At 68.5% G+C, this 15,910-nt stretch carries 16 protein-coding genes; 11 read left to right on the top strand and 5 right to left on the bottom strand.

What is annotated here, in order from left to right:
* Nucleotides 1–15 precede the first annotated feature (15 nt).
* Complete coding sequence (gene cueR, locus CAL11_RS09360) at nucleotides 16–414, bottom strand: Cu(I)-responsive transcriptional regulator (protein WP_033467922.1); 399 nt, start codon at nucleotides 412–414, stop codon at nucleotides 16–18.
* A gap of 172 nt (nucleotides 415–586) precedes the next feature.
* On the opposite strand from cueR, the gene CAL11_RS09365 reads away from it, so the two are divergent.
* The 3 genes from CAL11_RS09365 to CAL11_RS09375 all read left to right on the top strand — a co-directional run bounded on the left by CAL11_RS09365 (nucleotide 587) and on the right by CAL11_RS09375 (nucleotide 3,199).
* Nucleotides 587–787 carry a heavy-metal-associated domain-containing protein gene (locus CAL11_RS09365; protein WP_086092750.1) on the top strand — a complete coding sequence of 67 codons (201 nt, stop codon included), beginning with the start codon at nucleotides 587–589 and terminating at the stop codon, nucleotides 785–787.
* 137 nt (nucleotides 788–924) lie between these two features.
* The gene (locus tag CAL11_RS09370; RefSeq protein WP_033467916.1) at nucleotides 925–1,653 is read left to right on the top strand and encodes a redoxin family protein; all 729 of its coding nucleotides are present in this window, start codon (nucleotides 925–927) and stop codon (nucleotides 1,651–1,653) included.
* 130 nt (nucleotides 1,654–1,783) lie between these two features.
* On the top strand, nucleotides 1,784–3,199 hold the full coding sequence (locus tag CAL11_RS09375) for a dihydrolipoyl dehydrogenase (protein ID WP_086092751.1): 1,416 nt from the start codon (nucleotides 1,784–1,786) through the stop codon (nucleotides 3,197–3,199).
* A gap of 13 nt (nucleotides 3,200–3,212) precedes the next feature.
* Here the strand turns inward: CAL11_RS09375 and CAL11_RS09380 are convergent, their stop codons facing one another.
* Together CAL11_RS09380 and ugpQ are read right to left on the bottom strand one after the other, a co-directional pair.
* The gene (locus CAL11_RS09380) at nucleotides 3,213–4,076 is read right to left on the bottom strand and encodes a 23S rRNA (adenine(2030)-N(6))-methyltransferase RlmJ (RefSeq protein WP_086092752.1); all 864 of its coding nucleotides are present in this window, start codon (nucleotides 4,074–4,076) and stop codon (nucleotides 3,213–3,215) included.
* A 12-nt stretch (nucleotides 4,077–4,088) separates the two neighbouring features.
* The gene (ugpQ, locus tag CAL11_RS09385) at nucleotides 4,089–4,838 is read right to left on the bottom strand and encodes a glycerophosphodiester phosphodiesterase (protein WP_086092753.1); all 750 of its coding nucleotides are present in this window, start codon (nucleotides 4,836–4,838) and stop codon (nucleotides 4,089–4,091) included.
* Between the two features lie 182 nt (nucleotides 4,839–5,020).
* Between ugpQ and CAL11_RS09390 the strand changes: the two genes are divergently transcribed.
* Complete coding sequence (locus CAL11_RS09390) at nucleotides 5,021–7,036, top strand: SurA N-terminal domain-containing protein (protein ID WP_086092754.1); 2,016 nt, start codon at nucleotides 5,021–5,023, stop codon at nucleotides 7,034–7,036.
* On the opposite strand, the gene CAL11_RS09395 is transcribed toward CAL11_RS09390, so the two are convergent.
* The gene (locus CAL11_RS09395) at nucleotides 7,018–7,686 is read right to left on the bottom strand and encodes an arylesterase (RefSeq protein ID WP_167382477.1); all 669 of its coding nucleotides are present in this window, start codon (nucleotides 7,684–7,686) and stop codon (nucleotides 7,018–7,020) included. The genes CAL11_RS09390 and CAL11_RS09395 overlap by 19 nt on opposite strands.
* Between CAL11_RS09395 and CAL11_RS09400 the strand changes: the two genes are divergently transcribed.
* Nucleotides 7,685–8,356: an ABC transporter ATP-binding protein gene (locus tag CAL11_RS09400; RefSeq protein WP_010928863.1), complete on the top strand. Its 672-nt coding sequence runs from the start codon at nucleotides 7,685–7,687 to the stop codon at nucleotides 8,354–8,356. The genes CAL11_RS09395 and CAL11_RS09400 overlap by 2 nt on opposite strands.
* A gap of 3 nt (nucleotides 8,357–8,359) precedes the next feature.
* On the opposite strand, the gene CAL11_RS09405 is transcribed toward CAL11_RS09400, so the two are convergent.
* Nucleotides 8,360–9,322, bottom strand: a complete 963-nt coding sequence (locus CAL11_RS09405; protein WP_033467910.1) for a DMT family transporter — start codon at nucleotides 9,320–9,322, stop codon at nucleotides 8,360–8,362.
* Nucleotides 9,323–9,422: 100 nt separating this feature from the next.
* Between CAL11_RS09405 and CAL11_RS09410 the strand changes: the two genes are divergently transcribed.
* The 6 genes from CAL11_RS09410 (at nucleotide 9,423) to CAL11_RS09435 (ending at nucleotide 15,884) form a co-directional block, all read left to right on the top strand.
* Nucleotides 9,423–10,331, top strand: coding sequence for a LysR family transcriptional regulator (locus CAL11_RS09410; RefSeq protein ID WP_033467907.1), 909 nt, complete (start codon nucleotides 9,423–9,425; stop codon nucleotides 10,329–10,331).
* Nucleotides 10,332–10,673: 342 nt separating this feature from the next.
* Nucleotides 10,674–11,723 (top strand): TRAP transporter substrate-binding protein, encoded by a 1,050-nt coding sequence (locus CAL11_RS09415; protein ID WP_086092755.1) that lies wholly within the window; start codon nucleotides 10,674–10,676, stop codon nucleotides 11,721–11,723.
* Between the two features lie 108 nt (nucleotides 11,724–11,831).
* The gene (locus tag CAL11_RS09420; RefSeq protein ID WP_086092756.1) at nucleotides 11,832–12,452 is read left to right on the top strand and encodes a TRAP transporter small permease subunit; all 621 of its coding nucleotides are present in this window, start codon (nucleotides 11,832–11,834) and stop codon (nucleotides 12,450–12,452) included.
* Nucleotides 12,449–13,732, top strand: a complete 1,284-nt coding sequence (locus CAL11_RS09425) for a TRAP transporter large permease (protein ID WP_068925949.1) — start codon at nucleotides 12,449–12,451, stop codon at nucleotides 13,730–13,732. Before CAL11_RS09420 ends, CAL11_RS09425 begins: the two co-directional genes overlap by 4 nt.
* A 55-nt stretch (nucleotides 13,733–13,787) precedes the next feature.
* Complete coding sequence (locus CAL11_RS09430; protein ID WP_068925951.1) at nucleotides 13,788–14,474, top strand: DUF2848 domain-containing protein; 687 nt, start codon at nucleotides 13,788–13,790, stop codon at nucleotides 14,472–14,474.
* Between the two features lie 60 nt (nucleotides 14,475–14,534).
* On the top strand, nucleotides 14,535–15,884 hold the full coding sequence (locus tag CAL11_RS09435; RefSeq protein WP_068925953.1) for an amidase: 1,350 nt from the start codon (nucleotides 14,535–14,537) through the stop codon (nucleotides 15,882–15,884).
* Nucleotides 15,885–15,910: the final 26 nt, after the last annotated feature.

Consider the following 15,910-nt stretch of genomic DNA (forward strand, 5'->3'; position numbering starts at 1 on the left):
CGCGGGCAGCGGCGTTCAGCGCTGCCCGGTGCTGCTCAGTTCTTCGATGATCGGGCAGTCGGGCCGTGTGTCGCCATGGCAATGGTGCGCCAGGTGCTTCAGCGTGTCGGCCATCTGGCGCAATTCGTCCGCCTTGCGTTCCAGGGTGGCGACATGTTCCAGGGCGATGCGCTTGACGTCGGCGCTGGCGCGGCTGCGGTCGCGCCACAGCGCCAGCAGTTCGTTCATCTGCTCGACCGAGAAACCGAGGTCGCGTGCGCGACGCACGAAGCGCAGCGTATGCAGCTCGGCATCGCCATAGACGCGATAGCCGGATTCGGTTCGCGCGGCAGGGCCGATCAGTCCGATGCTTTCGTAGTAGCGGATCATCTTGGCCGAAATGCCCGAGGCCTGGGCGGCGTCTCCGATATTCATGGGCGGTGTCCTTGGCCGCCGACGGCTGGCCGGTTGCGCGCCTTCCCGCATGGAAGGCGTCGCTTCCATTCTACGCTTGACCTTAACATCATGGGAAGGTTTAAGCTCTCCGTAACGTTCGAAGCCGGACGCTGTCCGCCGGCGCCAGGCCGGCCCCACCCAGGAGAAAACCATGACTATCGCCTTTCACGTTCCCGACATGACCTGCGGCCATTGCGTCAAGAGCATCACGCAGGCGGTGCAGCAGGCCATGCCCCAGGCGCTGGTCCGGATCGACCTGGCGGCGCGCCGCGTGACGGTGGAAGGGGCGGCGGCGGCCGAGCCGGTCGCCCAGGCGATCCGCGCCGCCGGCTATGATGCACAAACGGTTTAATCAGAATTTATATTTCGATTGTTTTAGGCTATCAATTAATTAGATTTATTAAATTTGATTAATTGATAGTTAGCGCTTATCATGTCTTCATGGTGGTTGTTCCACAGAAGCCGCAAACCCGATCCAAGGAGATATGAATGCTGCAGAATCGCGAAGGCCAACGTGTACCGAGCGTGACGTTTCCCGTCCGTGAAAACAATGCCTGGAAACAGGTGACGACCGATGACGTGTTCAAGAACAAGACCGTCGTGGTGTTCTCGCTGCCCGGCGCCTTCACGCCGACCTGCTCGTCCACGCACCTGCCGCGCTACAACGAACTGGCTCCCGCCTTCTTCGCCGCCGGCGTCGACAGCATTGTCTGCGTTTCCGTCAACGACACCTTCGTCATGAACGAGTGGGCCAAAGACCAGGAATCCGACAATGTGACGCTGCTGCCCGACGGCAACGGCGACTTCACCGAGGGCATGGGCATGCTGGTCGACAAGAAGGACCTGGGCTTCGGCAAGCGCAGCTGGCGTTATGCCATGCTGGTCAAGGACGGCGTGGTCGAGAAGATGTTCATCGAGCCCGAGAAGGAAGGCGATCCGTTCGAAGTCTCGGACGCCGACACGATGCTCGCCTACATCGCGCCGCAGGCCAGGAAGCCCGACCAGGTCGTGGTGTTCTCGAAGCCGGGCTGCCCGTTCTGCGTCGATGCCAAGGCCCTGCTCAAGGGCAAGGGGTTCGATCCGATCGAGATCCCGCTCGACAACAAGGTGCGCGGCCGTGTGATCGGCGCCGTCTCGGGTGGCGATACCGCGCCCCAGGTGTTCATCAATGGCAAGCTGATCGGCGGTTTCGACGCCCTCAAGGCCTACCTGGCCTGATGCCTGGCCGGCGGCGCTGCCGCCGGCTTTCCCCTCCCTTCATGCCGACGCTGGCCGCCTTGCGGCGGCCAGCGCGTCTGCCTGTCCGCGCGCCGCCTGGGCGGCTCGCCCGCACTCATGAGGATAATCGATGAAAACCTTGCATACTGACGTGGCCATCATAGGTGCCGGCACGGCCGGCCTGGCGGCCTATCGCGCCGCGCGCGCCGCCGGCAAGCGCGCCTTGCTGATCGAAGGCGGCCAGTACGGCACGACTTGCGCGCGCGTGGGCTGCATGCCGTCCAAGCTGTTGATCGCGGCCGCCGAGGCGGCCCATGCGGCGTCCCACGGCGGCCCCTTCGGTGTGCACATCGATGGCGCGGTGCGGATCGACGGCGCGCAGGTGATGGCGCGTGTCAAGGCCGAGCGCGACCGCTTCGTCGGTTTCGTGCTGGAGGGGGTGGAGAACATCCCGGCCGAGGACAAGCTGCGCGGCATGGCGCGCTTTGCCGAGGACACGGTGTTGCGCGTGGACGGGCATACCGAGGTGCGCGCCGGCAGCGTGGTCATCGCCAGCGGCTCGCGGCCCGCGGTGCCCCCGCCGTTCCTGGCCCTGGGCGACCGCCTGGTGGTCAACGACGACGTATTCGCCTGGGACGCGCTGCCGGCGCGCGTGGCGGTGTTCGGGCCCGGCGTGATCGGACTGGAACTGGGCCAGGCGCTGGCGCGCCTGGGCGTGCAGGTGCGCGTGTTCGGCGTAAGCGGCAGCCTGGGCGGCATCACCGACCCGCGCGTGCGCCAGAGCGCCCGCAAGGCCTTCCAGGAGGAGTTCTACCTGGATCCGGACGCGCGTGTGCTGGAAACCAAGCGCATCGGCGACGAGGTCGAAGTGCGCTACGTGGCGCTGGACAATACCGAGCGCACCGAACGTTTCGACTACGCCCTGGTGGCGACCGGCCGGCGTCCCAATGTCGATGGCCTCGATCTGCACAACACCAGCCTGGCGCTCGATGCGCGCGGCGTGCCGCATTTCGACCGCCACACCATGCAGGCGGGCCAGGCGCCGGTGTTCATCGCCGGCGACGCCAACGCCGACGCGCCTTTGCTGCACGAAGCGGCCGACGAAGGGCGCATCGCCGGCGAGAACGCCGCGCGCTATCCGGAGGTCGCGCCGGGCATGCGCCGGGCGGCGCTGGGCGTGGTGTTCTCCGATCCGCAGATCGCGCTGGTGGGCACGCCGTTCGCGCGGCTGGAAAGCGATACCTTCGTGGCTGGCGAAGTCGATTTTGGCGACCAGGGCCGTTCGCGGGTCATGCTGCGCAACCGCGGCATGCTGCGCGTCTATGCCGATATCGAAACGGGGCGCTTCCTGGGCGCGGAGATGGTCGGCCCCAGCGCCGAGCACATCGGCCACCTGCTGGCCTGGGCGGCGCAGCAGTCGCTGACGGTGGCGCAGATGCTGGAAATGCCGTTCTACCACCCCGTGGTGGAAGAAGGTTTGCGCACCGCCTTGCGCGACGCCGCGGCGCGCCTGGGCCAGGCGCGACCGCAGCGCCTGGCCGCCTGAGCCGCCCGGCGTCTCAGGGGTTCTCGCGGTACTGCAGCGTGAAACCGGCCCGGTCGTCCTGGGCCAGTTCGCGCGCCAGCAGCGGCATGGCAGGCTTGAGCGCGTCGTGCAGCGTCCAGGGCGGATTTACCAGGAACATGCCGCTGCCGTGCAGCCCGAAGCCGTCGGCGGCGGGCTTGCGCACGGTCAGCGTGGCGTGCAGCCAGCTCTTGACCGGCAGCCGCTCCAGCTGGCGCGCCATCTCCGATGCCTCGCGGCGCTGCACCAGCGGATACCAGACGGCGAAGGTGCCGGTGGCAAAGCGCTTGACGCCTTCGCGCACGGCAGTCAGCGTGCGCCGGTAGTCCTGCTTGTCCTCGTAGGATGGGTCGATGAGGACCAGGCCGCGGCGCGTCGGCGGCGGCAGCAGCGCCTTGACGCCTTCGAAGCCGTCCGCGGCGAAGACCGTGGTCTGGCGCAGGGCGGTGCGCTCGTTGCGCCGCTCCAGGTTTCTGACCAGCACGTCCGATTCGCTCGGGTGCATCTCGAACAGGCGCAGCCGGTCGCGTTCGCGCAGCACATCCAGGGTCAGCCAGGGCGAGCCCGGGTAATGGCGCAGGACGCCGTCCGTGTTGTAGTCGCGGATGCGGGCCACATAGTCGGACAGCAGCGGGGGCAGGCCGGCGAGCTCCCACAGGCGCGCCACGCCGTCGGCATGCTCGGCGTTCTTGCTGGCCCAGTCGCTGCCGAGCGCGTACAGGCCGGCGCCGGCGTGGGTGTCCACGACCCAATAGGGGGCTTCCTTGCGATTCATGTAGTCCAGCACGTGGACCAGAATGGCGTGCTTGAGGACGTCGGCGTGGTTGCCGGCGTGAAAGGCGTGTCGGTAACTGAACAAGAGGGCTCCGCGTCAGGCGGCGGGCCGGATCGCGGCCAGCTCGTCGGTGAAAATGGCGTCCATGCCCCAATCCAGCAGCAGCCGGGCGCGGGCCGGGTCGTTGACGGTCCAGGCGGCGATGCGGTAGCCGGCCTGGTGCACGGCGTCGATCAGCTCGGGGGTGGCGTCGCGCTGGTTGATGTTCAGCGCGATGCAGTCGTATTTGCGCAGCCGTTCGAGCCAGTCGGCCGGCACGCGTTCCACCAGCAGCGCGCGGGGCAACTGCGGAGCGGCGCCGCGGGCCGCGTGCAGCGCGGGCTCGGCGAACGAGGACAGCAGCGGGGCGGGTTGGGCGTCCTGCCACAGCGCGGCGGCCGCGCGCGCCACGGCCGCGCCGGTCTCGGCTTCGCGGCCCGGGCAGGGCTTGATCTCGACATTGCAGGCGATGCCGTTGGCCAGCGCATAGCGCGCCACCGCCGAGAAAGTAGGGACGGGTTCACCCGCGTACTGCGGCGAATACCAGCCGCCGGCGTCCAGCTGGGCCAGCTCTGCGTACGTCTTGGACGCCGCCGGGCCGTGGCCATTGCTGGTGCGGTCCACGTCGTCGTCGTGCAGCAACACCTCGACATTGTCGCGGCTGAGCTTGACGTCGAATTCGAACATGGTGAAGCCGTGGGCCGCGCCGACGCGCATGGCGGCCAGGGTGTTTTCGGGCGCCAGGCGGCCGCCGCCGCGGTGCGCGATATAGGGGGAATAGGGCCAGGCGGGAAGGGGTGCGGTCATGATGCTCGGTTTCGGGAAATGGGGCTGCGCACAGCCGCGCTCAAGCCTGCAAGCATACCCCGAACGCCGCCTTCTTCCGTGCACGGCGGGGGTGGTTCGCCGGCCTGTTGGTGGTAAACTCCGGCGGCTGATCCGGTACAGTTTCCGGCACGGAGTAAGGCGAATCGGGTTCGCCTTTTTTTATGCGTTTTCTTGCGGCTTGGCGCGGCGAAGGTTCGCGCAAGCGCGGCAACAGGGGTTCCATGTTTGAAATAATTCGCACCCATCGACGCTGGATGCAACTCATCCTGCTGCTCTTGATCGTGCCGTCGTTCATGCTGGTCGGCGTCCAAGGTTACGACAGTTTCATCAATCGTGAACCCGAACTGGCCACCGTGGCCGGGCAGCCCGTCACCCGCTCCGAGTTCGACCAGGCCCACCGCAACCAGCTCGAGCAGCTGCGCCAGCGGCTGGGCTCGCAGTTCGACCCGGCCATGATCGATACCCCGGCGATGCGCGAGCAATTGCTCAACCAGCTGATCGACCAGCGCCTGCTGGCCGTGGTCGCCGCCGACAATGGCTTCTCGGTATCGGACGGCACGCTGCGCAACACGATCGCCGCCATCCCGCAGGTCCAGGACAACGGCCGCTTCTCGCCCGAGCGCTATCGCCAGGTGCTGGCCGCGCAAGGCATGTCCCCGACCTCGTTCGAAGCCGGGCTGCGGCGCGACCTGGCGGTGGCGCGCGTGCTCGACCCCATCAGCCAGTCGGCCAGCGTGCCGGCCGAAGTGGCCAGGTCGGTCGAAGCCGCCCTGACGCAGCGGCGCACGGTGCAGCTGCGTCAGTTCGCGGCCTCCGACTTCCGCGCCAAGGTTACCGTGTCCCCGCAGGACGTCCAGGCCTGGTACGACGCCAACCAGGAGCAGTTGCGCGTGCCCGAGCAGGTGCAGGCCCAGTACCTGGTGCTCGACGAGGCGGCCGCCACCGAGGGCGTGCAGGTCAAGGACGAGGACGTCGCCAGCTACTACGAGCAGAACAAGTCGCGCTTCGGCCAGCCCGAGCGCCGGCGCGTCAGCCACATCATGATTTCCATCCCGCCTGGCGCCTCGGAGGAGGCCCGCAAGGCCGCCGCGGCCAAGGCGCAGGAAATCGCCACGCAGGCGGCGGCCGACCCGGCCGCGTTCGCCGAGCTGGCGCGCAAGAACTCGCAGGACACGGGCTCGGCCGCGCAGGGCGGCGACCTGGGCTGGGCGCCCTTGCCCGGCCCCCTGGAGCAGGCCGCCCAGGCCCTGGCCAAGGACCAGGTCTCGGGCGTGGTGGACACGCCCACCGCCTTCCACATTCTCAAGGTCACCGACTTCCAGCCGGGTTCGGTCAAGCCCCTGGCCGAAGTCAAGGACGAGGTCGTGGGCGAGATCCGCAAGCAATTGGCCTCGGCCCGCTTCGCCGACATGGCCACCGATATGACCAAGCTGGTCTATGACCAGCGCGACAGCCTGCAGCCCACCGCCGACAAGCTGGGCCTGAAGCTGCGTACCGCCGGCGGCATCACCCGCACCGGCCTGCTGTCGGCCGAGCAGGCCGGCGCCGGCTCCGCCGCGGGCAGCGACGATGCGCAACTGCTGGACAATCCGCGCGTGCGCCAGGTGCTGTTCTCGCCCGACGTGCTGCGCGAGAAGCTCAATTCCGGCGTGATCGAGATCACGCCCGATACGATGCTGGCGGTGCGTGTGGCGGCGGTCGAGCCCTCGCATATTCCGCCGCTGGATCAGGTGCGCGCCAGCATCGAGGACCGCCTGCTCGGCGAGCGCGCCGCCCAGGCTGCGCGCGAGGCCGGCGAGGCCGCGCTCAAGAGCCTGCAGGCCGACGCCTCGGCGACGCCGGAGGGCTTCGCGCCGGCCATCGTGGTGTCGCGCCAGGATGCGCAGAACCTGCCGCGCCGCGTGCTCGACGCCGTCATGCGCCAGGCGCCGTCGCCGCTGCCCGCCTATACCGGGGTGGAACTGGGCGCCGACTACGTCGTGGCGCGCATCGAGAAGATCGAGGCGGGCCAGAGCACCGAGCAGGATCTCGACCTGCTCAAGACGCAGCTCTCGGGCGCCTGGGGCCAGGCCGAGGACGCGGCGGTGCTCAGGCAGCTGCGCGACCAGTACAAGGTGCAGGTCCTGCCGGAGGCCGCCGAGGCCATCAAGGGCGACGCTCAGTCGGCCGCGGGCTGAGCCAGCATCGGCTCGAGCACGGGCCAGACATTGTCAAGCAGCGCCGGCTGGGCGTCCTCGTTGGGATGGATGCCGTCGGCCTGGAACATGGCCCGGTTGGTGGCGATTCCTTCCATGAGGAACGGCACCAGCCGGGCTTTTTCCTGTTCGGCCACGGCCGGGAAAACCTGTGCGAAGCGCTGGGTGTAGTCGCGGCCATAGTTCGGCGGGATCTGCATGCCGACCAGCAGCACCGCGGCGCCGGCCTGGCGCGACGCCTGCGCCATGGCGCGCAGATTGCGCTCGGTCATGTCCAGCGCCAGGCCGCGCAGGGCGTCGTTGGAACCCAGCTCGAGCACGACGACGGCCGGCGCGTGCTGGCGCAGCAGCGCCGGCAGGCGCGCCAGCCCGCCGCTGGTGGTATCGCCGCTGATGCTGGCATTGACGACGCGGTAGTTGGGGTATTGTTGCGAAACCCGCCGGGCCAGCATGGGCACCCAGCCGGACCCGCGCCGCAGGCCGTATTCGGCCGACAGGCTGTCGCCGACCACCAGGACGGCGCGCGCTGCGGAACCTGCGGGCGCGGCCGCGGTCTGAGCCTGGGCCGGCAAGGCGGCGGCAAGCGCGGTGGCGGCAAGGCAAGGTACGAGCAAACGGAAAACAATGCGCATGGATAACGGCAACTCGATTGAAGTGAAAGGGCTGGGCAAGCGCGTGGCCGACGCAGGCGGTGAACTGTCGATCCTCGATGGCATCGATTTTACGGTCAGGGCCGGCAGCGCCGTGGCCATCACCGGCAGCTCCGGCTCGGGCAAGTCCACCTTGCTCGGACTGCTGGCGGGCCTGGATGTTCCCTCGTCGGGCAGCGTCCACCTGGCCGGCCAGGACCTCTTCGCCCTGGACGAGGACGGCCGGGCGCGCCTGCGCGCCAGTCACGTGGGCTTCGTGTTCCAGTCTTTCCAGTTGCTGCCCAACCTCACCGCGCTGGAGAACGTCATGCTGCCGCTGGAGCTGGCCGGCCAGCCGGCGCGCGAGGCCGCGCAGGCGATGCTGCGGCGGGTGGGCCTGGGCGAGCGGCTGCATCACTACCCGCGGACCTTGTCGGGGGGCGAGCAGCAGCGGGTATCGCTGGCGCGCGCCTTCGTGGTCCAGCCCGACCTGCTGTTCGCCGACGAACCCACCGGCAGCCTCGATGCGGCCACCGGCGAAACCGTGATCGACCTGATGTTCGACCTGCATCGCGAACATGGCACGACGCTGGTGCTGGTTACCCACGACCCCGAACTGGCCGCGCGCTGCGGCCGGCAACTGGTGCTGGCCGCGGGCCGCCTGCAGGACTGAGCTTCAGGTGGCGGCCGGCGCCAGGCGGCGCCCGCGGCGCCATTCCAGCACCCCGATGACGCTGCCGCTGGCGCAGATGATGGCAATGCCCAGCCAGGTGATCGCGTCGGGGAAATGCCCCCAGAAGAGCCAGCCTATGGTGGTTGCGCTGACGATCTGCAGGTACACGAAGGGGGCCAGCGTGGAAGCGGCCGCGTTGCGGTAGGCGCCGATCTGCAGCAGGTGGCCCAGCGCCCCGGATACGCCGGTCGACAGCAGCAGCAGCCAGTTGCCCAGGCTCAGTTCGCGCAGCACCGGCAGGGCCGGCGGCAGGATGAGGGGCAGGGCCGCGGTCAGGCACAGCGCGCCGACCGCGCCGCTCCAGATGAGCGAGGTATAAGGATCGTCGCCGGCCACTTTGCGGGTGGCGATGTACTGGGCCGCGAAGCAGCAGGCCGTCAGCAGGCCGAACATCACGCCCAGCGGATGCAGGCCGCCGTCGGGCCGGATGACGATCAGTACGCCCAGGAACGCCACGCCGGCCGCCACCCAGCGCGACAGGCGCGGCGGCTCTTTGAGGACCCAGGGCGCGATCGACAGCACGATCAGCGGCGCCAGGAAATTGATGGCGGTGGCCTCGGCCTGCGGCAGGTAGCTCAGCGTCGTGAAAAAGAGCAGGGTGGCGCAGAACATGGCCGCGCCGCGTACGATCTGTTCGCGCGGGCGGGTGGCGCGCAGGATGCGCAGGCCGCGGGTGGGCAGCACCAGGGTCAGCACCAGCACCAGGTGCACCAGGTAGCGCACCCAGCAGAGCACCAGCAGCGGTACGCCGGCGGCCATGACCCACTTGCCGCTCGCATCCAGCCCCGACAGCGTCCACATGGACAGGATCAACAGCGCCACCCCGATCAGCGGGCGCGCGGTGAAGGGCGTCGGGGTGGTCGAGGCCGGCGGGCGCGCGGCCAGGCCGGACTGGCGCCGGTGCATGGTGGTCTCCTGTTTCGATCGCGGTTGCGCGGCGGCCGCCGGCGGGCGGCCGATCCGGCACGGCGGTCATGATACGCTCATCCGGCTATAGGAACGGCACATGATAGACCTCAAACACATCGAGACCTTCTTCTGGGTGTCCACGCTGGGCAGTTTCCGCGCCGCGGCCGAGAAACTGAATACCACGCAGCCTGCGATTTCGCAGCGCATCGCCTCGCTGGAAGCCGACCTCGGTGTGCGCCTGTTCGAGCGCGACGCCCGCGGGGTCTCGCTGACCGGCAAGGGGCAGGAGCTGCTCTCGCATGCCGAGCGCATGCTGCAGATGCGCCACGACCTGATGCAGGCCGCGCGCGAGCAGAATGTCATGAGCGGCACGGTGCGCATCGGCGTGGCCGAAACCATCGTCCAGACCTGGCTGCCGGCGCTGATCGAACACGTGCACGCCGCCTATCCGGCGCTGGTGCTGCAGATCGAGGTCGACACCACGCATGTGCTGCGCGGGCAACTGATGGCGCGCCAGATCGACGTTGCCTTCCTGATGGGCCCCATCCTGGAGGCGCGCATGGAGAACATTCCCTTGTGCGCCTATCCGCTGGCCTGGGTGGCCAGCCCCTTGCTGGACCTGGGCCCCGAGCCGCTGACGCTCGAGCGCATCGGCACCTTGCCCGTCATTACCTATCCGTCCAGCAGCGAACCGTACCGCCAGGTGCGCGACATGCTCACGCGCGCCGGCGTCGCGGCGCCGCGCATGTACGGCAGCGCGTCGCTGTCCATGGTGGTGCGCATGACCAAGGATGGCATCGGCACCAGCGTGATCGCGCCGGTGTTTCTCGACGAGGAACTGGCCAGGGGCGAGCTGCGCCTGCTCAACGTGCAGGCCGACCCGCTGCCCGAGCTGGCTTTCACCGCCACCTGGGTGCAAGGGCCGGACAGCCATGCCGCGCGCGCCATCGCACTGCTGGCGCAGCGCGCCGCGGCCGAGCACGGCGGCGCCATCGGCGCCGGCTAGCCCCAAGGGGCTGCGTTCGCCGTTGCGGGCGCCGCAGGCGCCTAGGGGATTTCCCTGAAGAGAGGCCCGCGCCCGGGACCGGACGCGGCGCCCTGGCGTACTTGCCGCGTTCGGCCCGTCGCCCCGCAAGCCACGTGGATACTGGCTTTGCGCGATACGCCCGGGCGCCGCGCCGCGAGGGTTAAGAAAAATTTATACCCCCTCATCCCAACTAACGATTGGACGCTGCCAGTGGCGTGCAGTGCAATGGCGCCGATTGACAAGGCCGATGGCATACGCGCGCCGCCAGGGTAACGGGGCCCCGGCGCGTATCGGATATCCCGCCTGCTAGGAGAGTTGCCCATGAAGAAGCCTCTTGTTTTCGCCGCCGCCTTTGCCGTGGCCGCTTTGACCGGCGCCGTGCATGCGCAGGACCTGCCCAAGACCAAGGTCAAGGTGGTCGGCGGGCTGAGCAACCTGACTGCCTACAACGATTACGAAAAGCCGTTCTGGACCAAGACCGTGCCCGAGTTGTCCAAGGGGCAGGTCACCGCCGACATCAAGGGTTTCAACGAGATGGGCCTGAAGGGGCCCGAGATCCTGCGCCTGATGTCGCAGGGCGTGATCGAGTTCGGCACCGCGACGCTGGCGTACTTCGCTTCCGACAACCCCATCAACGAAGCGATCGACCTGGCCGGCCTCGCGCCCGATGCCAAGACGGCGCGCCAGGTGACCGACGCGTTCGAGCCGGTGTATGCCAAGCTGTACGGCGAAGGCGCCAACGTCAAGCTGCTGGGCATTTCCACCTACCCGGCGCAAGTGCTGTTCTGCAATGCCGAGATCAAGGGCCTGGCCGACATCAAGGGCAAGAAGGTGCGCACCAGCAGCCGCACCACCGCCGAGTTCGTCGAGGCGCTGGGCGGCTCCAGCGTCACCATGGCGTTCGGCGAGGTCGTTCCGGCCCTGCAGAACAAGGTGGTCGATTGCGCCATCACCGGTTCGCTGTCCGGCTACTCGGCCAAGTGGTACGAAGTGTCGACGCACCTGTATGCCTTGCCGATCAACTGGAACCAGCAGATCCACGCCGTCAACCAGAAGGCCTGGGACAAGCTGGACCCCAAGGTGCGCACGTTCCTGCAGGACAACATCAAGAACCTGGTCGACCAGATCTGGGATGCCGCCGCACGCCAGACGCAGGAAGGCTATGACTGCAATACCGGCGCGGCCGCGTGCCCGTATCCGGTCAAGGGCAAGATGGTCCTGGTGCAGCCCACCGACGCCGACCGCGCGCTGCTGAAGAAGGTGACCGAAGAGGCGGTGCTGCCCAAGTGGGCCGCCCGGTGCTCGGCGCAGTGCGTCAGCGACTTCAACGCCACCATCGGCAAGACGCTGGGCCTGGTCGCCAAGAAGTAAGTCCGCGCGCGGGCCGGCCGGCCCGCGCCATTGCTGCACGCGCGCCGCGGCCCGGTCGCGGCGCGCCTGGTTTTTCGCCACCGCGGGCTCGCCCGCAGAGGTTCATTCATGACCCGATCCGAACACTTCCGCGCCCTGGGAGGGCTGCTGCGGCGCGCCGAGTCGCTGTCGCGCCTGGCCGTCTGGGTCGGCGGCGCGCTGACCATCGCCAGCGTGCTGCTGATTTCCTTCGACGTGCTGGCGCGCAAATTCTTTGGCTTCACCACCGGAGGCGCCGACGAGCTGTCGAGCTACGCCTTCGCCATCAGCACCTCGTGGGCGCTGGCGTTTGCCACCTTGCAGCGCGCCAATGTGCGCGTGGACGTCGTCTATCAATACCTGCCCGTGCGCGTATCGGCCGTGCTCGACTGGATCGCGCTGGTCGCATTGGGCGTTTTCATGGTTTTCATGACGTATTACGCCTATGAGGTCGTGCAGACCTCCTGGGCGCAGAAATCGACCGCCAACACGCCCCTGGCCACGCCGTTGTGGGTCCCGCAAGGCCTGTGGGCGCTGGGCCTGGCCTGGATGTGCGTGACCGTGGCATTGATGCTGGTGCGTGCCTCTGCCGCGCTGATCACCGGCGACCTCGACCTGGTCAAGGAAATCTGCGGCGTGCGCTCGGCGCAGGAAGAAGCCGAGGAAGAAGCCGCAGCCGGCGAACGCATGGTCAAGGGAGCCTCCGCATGATTGCCACCGCCCTGATCCTGCTGCTGGTCCTGATCGGCATTTCCATTCCGGTGGGCGCCGCGCTAGGCGTGCTGGGCCTGATCCTCGATCCGCTTTACTCGATGCTGCCGCTGACGCGCGCCATCGGCGAGGTGACCTGGAGCGCCAACAACGAATTCCTGCTGGTCGCCATTCCCCTGTTCATCATGCTGGGCGAGGTCCTGCTGCGCGCCGGTTTCGCCGAACGCATGTACGCCGCCATGAGCCTGTGGCTGTCCTGGCTGCCGGGCGGGTTGATGCACGCCAACATCGGCGCCTCCACGCTGTTCTCCGCCACGTCGGGCTCCAGCGTGGCCACCGCCGCCACGGTGGGCACGGTGGCGATCCCGCAGATCAAGAAGTACGGCTACAACGAGCCGCTGTTCCTGGGCAGCCTGGCCGCCGGCGGCACGCTCGGCATCCTCATCCCGCCGTCCATCAATCTGGTGATCTACGGCGTGCTGACCAACTCGTCTGTGCCCAAGCTGTACCTGGCAGGCATCATCCCCGGGTTCGCCATGGCGGCCTTGTTCATGGCGACGGTCGTGGTGGCATGCGTCGCCAGGCCGTCGTGGGGCGGACACCGCATCCAGGCCTCCTGGGCCGAGCGCATCGCCAGCCTGGTGCACCTCGGGCCGCCCATGGCGATCTTCTTCCTGGTGGTCGGGTCGATCTACGCCGGCCTGGCCACGCCGACCGAGGCCGCCGCGCTCGGCGTGCTGGGCGCGCTGATCCTGGCCGCCTGGTTCCGCCGCCTGACCTGGACCATGTTGCGCGAGGCGATCGAAGGCACCATGCGCTCGACCGCCATGATCATGCTGATCGTGCTGGCCGCCAGCTTCCTGAACTTCGTCATGTCGGCCACCGGCCTGACCGATGCGCTGGTGCAGTCCATCACGGGGCTGGGGCTGTCGCCGGGCTGGATGCTGCTGATCGTGGTGATTTTCTATCTGGTGCTGGGGTGTTTCATGGAAACGCTGTCCATGATGATCACTACGATCCCGATCGTGGCGCCCATCATGATCGCGCTGGGCTATGACCCGATTTGGCTGGGCATCCTGATCATCGTGCTGGTAGAGGCGGCCCTGATCACGCCGCCTGTCGGCCTGAATCTGTTCGTGGTGCAAAGCCTGCGCAAGAGCGGTTCGATGACGGCCGTCATCAACGGGGCGCTGCCATTCGTGCTGGCCATGTTCGTCATGCTGGCGCTGCTGGCCTTCTTCCCCGACCTGGCGCTGTGGCTGCCGCGCGTGTTCGGGTAATCGTCTGGAAACAGGCGCGGCCATCGCGGCCGCGCGCTTTACTGCAAGGTATCAAATGAAAATCGCATTCCAAGTCCAGGCCGATGGCGCCACCCGCACCGTCGAGACCGAAATCCGCAACCTGGTCGTGGCCGGCTGGGCCGGGCGCGACCGCGCCGCCATCGAACACCACATCGAGGAGCTCGCTGAACTGGGCGTGCCGCGTCCGAGCAGCGTGCCGCTGTACTACCGCATCGCCGAGAACCAGTTGAGCCAGGCCGCCCGCGTGCAGGCCGTCGGCCCCGATTCCTCGGGCGAGGCCGAAACCTTTGTTTTCAGCGCCGGCGGCGAGCTGTACGTCAGCCTGGCTTCCGATCATACGGACCGCAAGCTGGAGGCCCATAGCGTCGCCCTGTCCAAGCAGGTCTGCGTCAAGCCGGTGGCCAGCGACGCATGGCGCCACGCCGACGTGGCCGAATACTGGGACGAACTGGTGCTGCGCTCCTACATCGTGGAGAACGGCGCCGAGGTGCTGTACCAGGAAGGTACGCTGGCCTCGCTGCGCACGCCGCAGGACCTGATCGCCGGCTACACGCAAGGCCAGGCATCGCTGCCCGAAGGCACGGGCATGACCTGCGGCACGGTGGCCGCCATCGGCGGCATCCGCGCCTCGACCACCTTCATCATGGAGCTGCACGACCCGCGCCGCCAGCGCAGCCTGCGCCACCGCTATGATGTGGAAGTACTGCCGGAAATCGCCTGAGCGGCCGGCGGGCCTTTCCTTAACCTCCAACCGCCGCGGCGCGGCATACGGATTGTTCCCATGCAACCGACGTTGACACAACAAAGCCTGGCCTTGCAGGAAGGCCGCGACACTTCCACCGGACTGACCGAGGCCGCCCTGGCGCGCGCCGCCGATCCGGCCGGGGAGGGCGCGCGCGTCTTTACGCGTGTGTATGCCGAGCAGGCCCGCGCCGAGGCCCGCGCGGCCGATGCGCTGCGCGCCGCCGGCGTCACGCGCTCGGCCATCGACGGCCTGCCCATCTCGATCAAGGACCTGTTCGACGTCGCGGGCGAAACCACCATGGCGGGTTCGGTCGCGCGCCAGGGCGAACCCGCCGCCGCGCGCGACGCGGTGGTGGTGCGGCGCCTGCGCGCCGCCGGCGCGGTCATCGTCGGGCGCACCAACATGACCGAATTCGCCTATTCGGGCCTGGGCCTGAACCCGCACTACGGCACTCCCCGCAACCCCTGGGACCGCGGCACCGGACGCATTCCCGGCGGATCCTCCTCGGGCGCGGCCGTTTCGGTGACCGACGGCATGGCCAGCGGCGCCATCGGCTCAGACACCGGCGGATCGGTGCGCATCCCGGCCGCGCTGTGCGGCCTTGCGGGCTTCAAGCCCAGCGCGCAGCGCGTGTCCATGCAGGGCGTGCTGCCGCTGTCGGCCAACCTCGATTCGATCGGCCCGCTGGCGCCCTCGGTACGCTGCTGCGCCACGCTCGACGCCATCCTGGCCGGCGACGATGACGCGGACACGCCCGCGCCGGCCGCGCTGCGCGGCCTGCGCCTGGCGGTGCCGACCACGCTGGCGCTCGACGGCCTGGATGCGCATGTGTCGGCCACCTTTGCCGCGACGCTGGCGAAACTGGCCGAGGCGGGGGCGCATATCGAGGAAATCGCCGTGCCGGAGTTCGCCCAGCTGGCCGACATCAACAGCAAGGGCGGATTTACGGCGGCCGAGGCCTGGGCCTGGCACCGCGGCCTGATCGAGCGCGCCGCCGATCGCTACGACCCGCGCGTCGTGGCGCGCATCCGCCGCGGCGCCGAGATGTCCGCGGCCGACTACATCGATCTTTTGGCGGCCCGGCAGGCCTGGCGGGAGCAGGTCGAGGCGCGTATCGCCGGCTTCGATGCCCTGGTCCTGCCGACCGTGCCGGTCGTCGCGCCCGCCATCGCCGACCTGGAGGCCTCCGACGCCTTGTTTGGCTCCACCAACCTGCTGATCCTGCGCAATCCCACGCTGATCAACTTCCTCGACGGCAGCGCGCTCAGCCTGCCTTGCCACGAGGCCGGCACCGCGCCAGTGGGGTTGATGATCGCCGCGGCCAATGGCTCGGATCGGCGCGTGCTCGCCATCGGCATGGCCATCGAAGACCTGCTGCGCGGGTAACCTTCGGCGGGCCGGCGCCGCGCCGG

It is taken from the genome of Bordetella genomosp. 6 (assembly GCF_002119705.1).
GTDB lineage: Bacteria > Pseudomonadota > Gammaproteobacteria > Burkholderiales > Burkholderiaceae_B > Bordetella > Bordetella bronchiseptica_F.

What these genes read in the sequence shown, in the direction of transcription:
- cueR (WP_033467922.1), bottom strand. Translation starts at nt 414, where the DNA reads ATGAATATCGGAGACGCCGCCCAGGCCTCGGGCATTTCGGCCAAGATG.
- CAL11_RS09365 (WP_086092750.1), top strand. Translation starts at nt 587, where the DNA reads ATGACTATCGCCTTTCACGTTCCCGACATGACCTGCGGCCATTGCGTC.
- CAL11_RS09370 (WP_033467916.1), top strand. Translation starts at nt 925, where the DNA reads ATGCTGCAGAATCGCGAAGGCCAACGTGTACCGAGCGTGACGTTTCCC.
- CAL11_RS09375 (WP_086092751.1), top strand. Translation starts at nt 1,784, where the DNA reads ATGAAAACCTTGCATACTGACGTGGCCATCATAGGTGCCGGCACGGCC.
- ugpQ (WP_086092753.1), bottom strand. Translation starts at nt 4,838, where the DNA reads ATGACCGCACCCCTTCCCGCCTGGCCCTATTCCCCCTATATCGCGCAC.
- CAL11_RS09390 (WP_086092754.1), top strand. Translation starts at nt 5,021, where the DNA reads ATGCGTTTTCTTGCGGCTTGGCGCGGCGAAGGTTCGCGCAAGCGCGGC.
- CAL11_RS09400 (WP_010928863.1), top strand. Translation starts at nt 7,685, where the DNA reads ATGGATAACGGCAACTCGATTGAAGTGAAAGGGCTGGGCAAGCGCGTG.
- CAL11_RS09395 (WP_167382477.1), bottom strand. Translation starts at nt 7,686, where the DNA reads ATGCGCATTGTTTTCCGTTTGCTCGTACCTTGCCTTGCCGCCACCGCG.
- CAL11_RS09405 (WP_033467910.1), bottom strand. Translation starts at nt 9,322, where the DNA reads ATGCACCGGCGCCAGTCCGGCCTGGCCGCGCGCCCGCCGGCCTCGACC.
- CAL11_RS09410 (WP_033467907.1), top strand. Translation starts at nt 9,423, where the DNA reads ATGATAGACCTCAAACACATCGAGACCTTCTTCTGGGTGTCCACGCTG.
- CAL11_RS09415 (WP_086092755.1), top strand. Translation starts at nt 10,674, where the DNA reads ATGAAGAAGCCTCTTGTTTTCGCCGCCGCCTTTGCCGTGGCCGCTTTG.
- CAL11_RS09420 (WP_086092756.1), top strand. Translation starts at nt 11,832, where the DNA reads ATGACCCGATCCGAACACTTCCGCGCCCTGGGAGGGCTGCTGCGGCGC.
- CAL11_RS09425 (WP_068925949.1), top strand. Translation starts at nt 12,449, where the DNA reads ATGATTGCCACCGCCCTGATCCTGCTGCTGGTCCTGATCGGCATTTCC.
- CAL11_RS09430 (WP_068925951.1), top strand. Translation starts at nt 13,788, where the DNA reads ATGAAAATCGCATTCCAAGTCCAGGCCGATGGCGCCACCCGCACCGTC.
- CAL11_RS09435 (WP_068925953.1), top strand. Translation starts at nt 14,535, where the DNA reads ATGCAACCGACGTTGACACAACAAAGCCTGGCCTTGCAGGAAGGCCGC.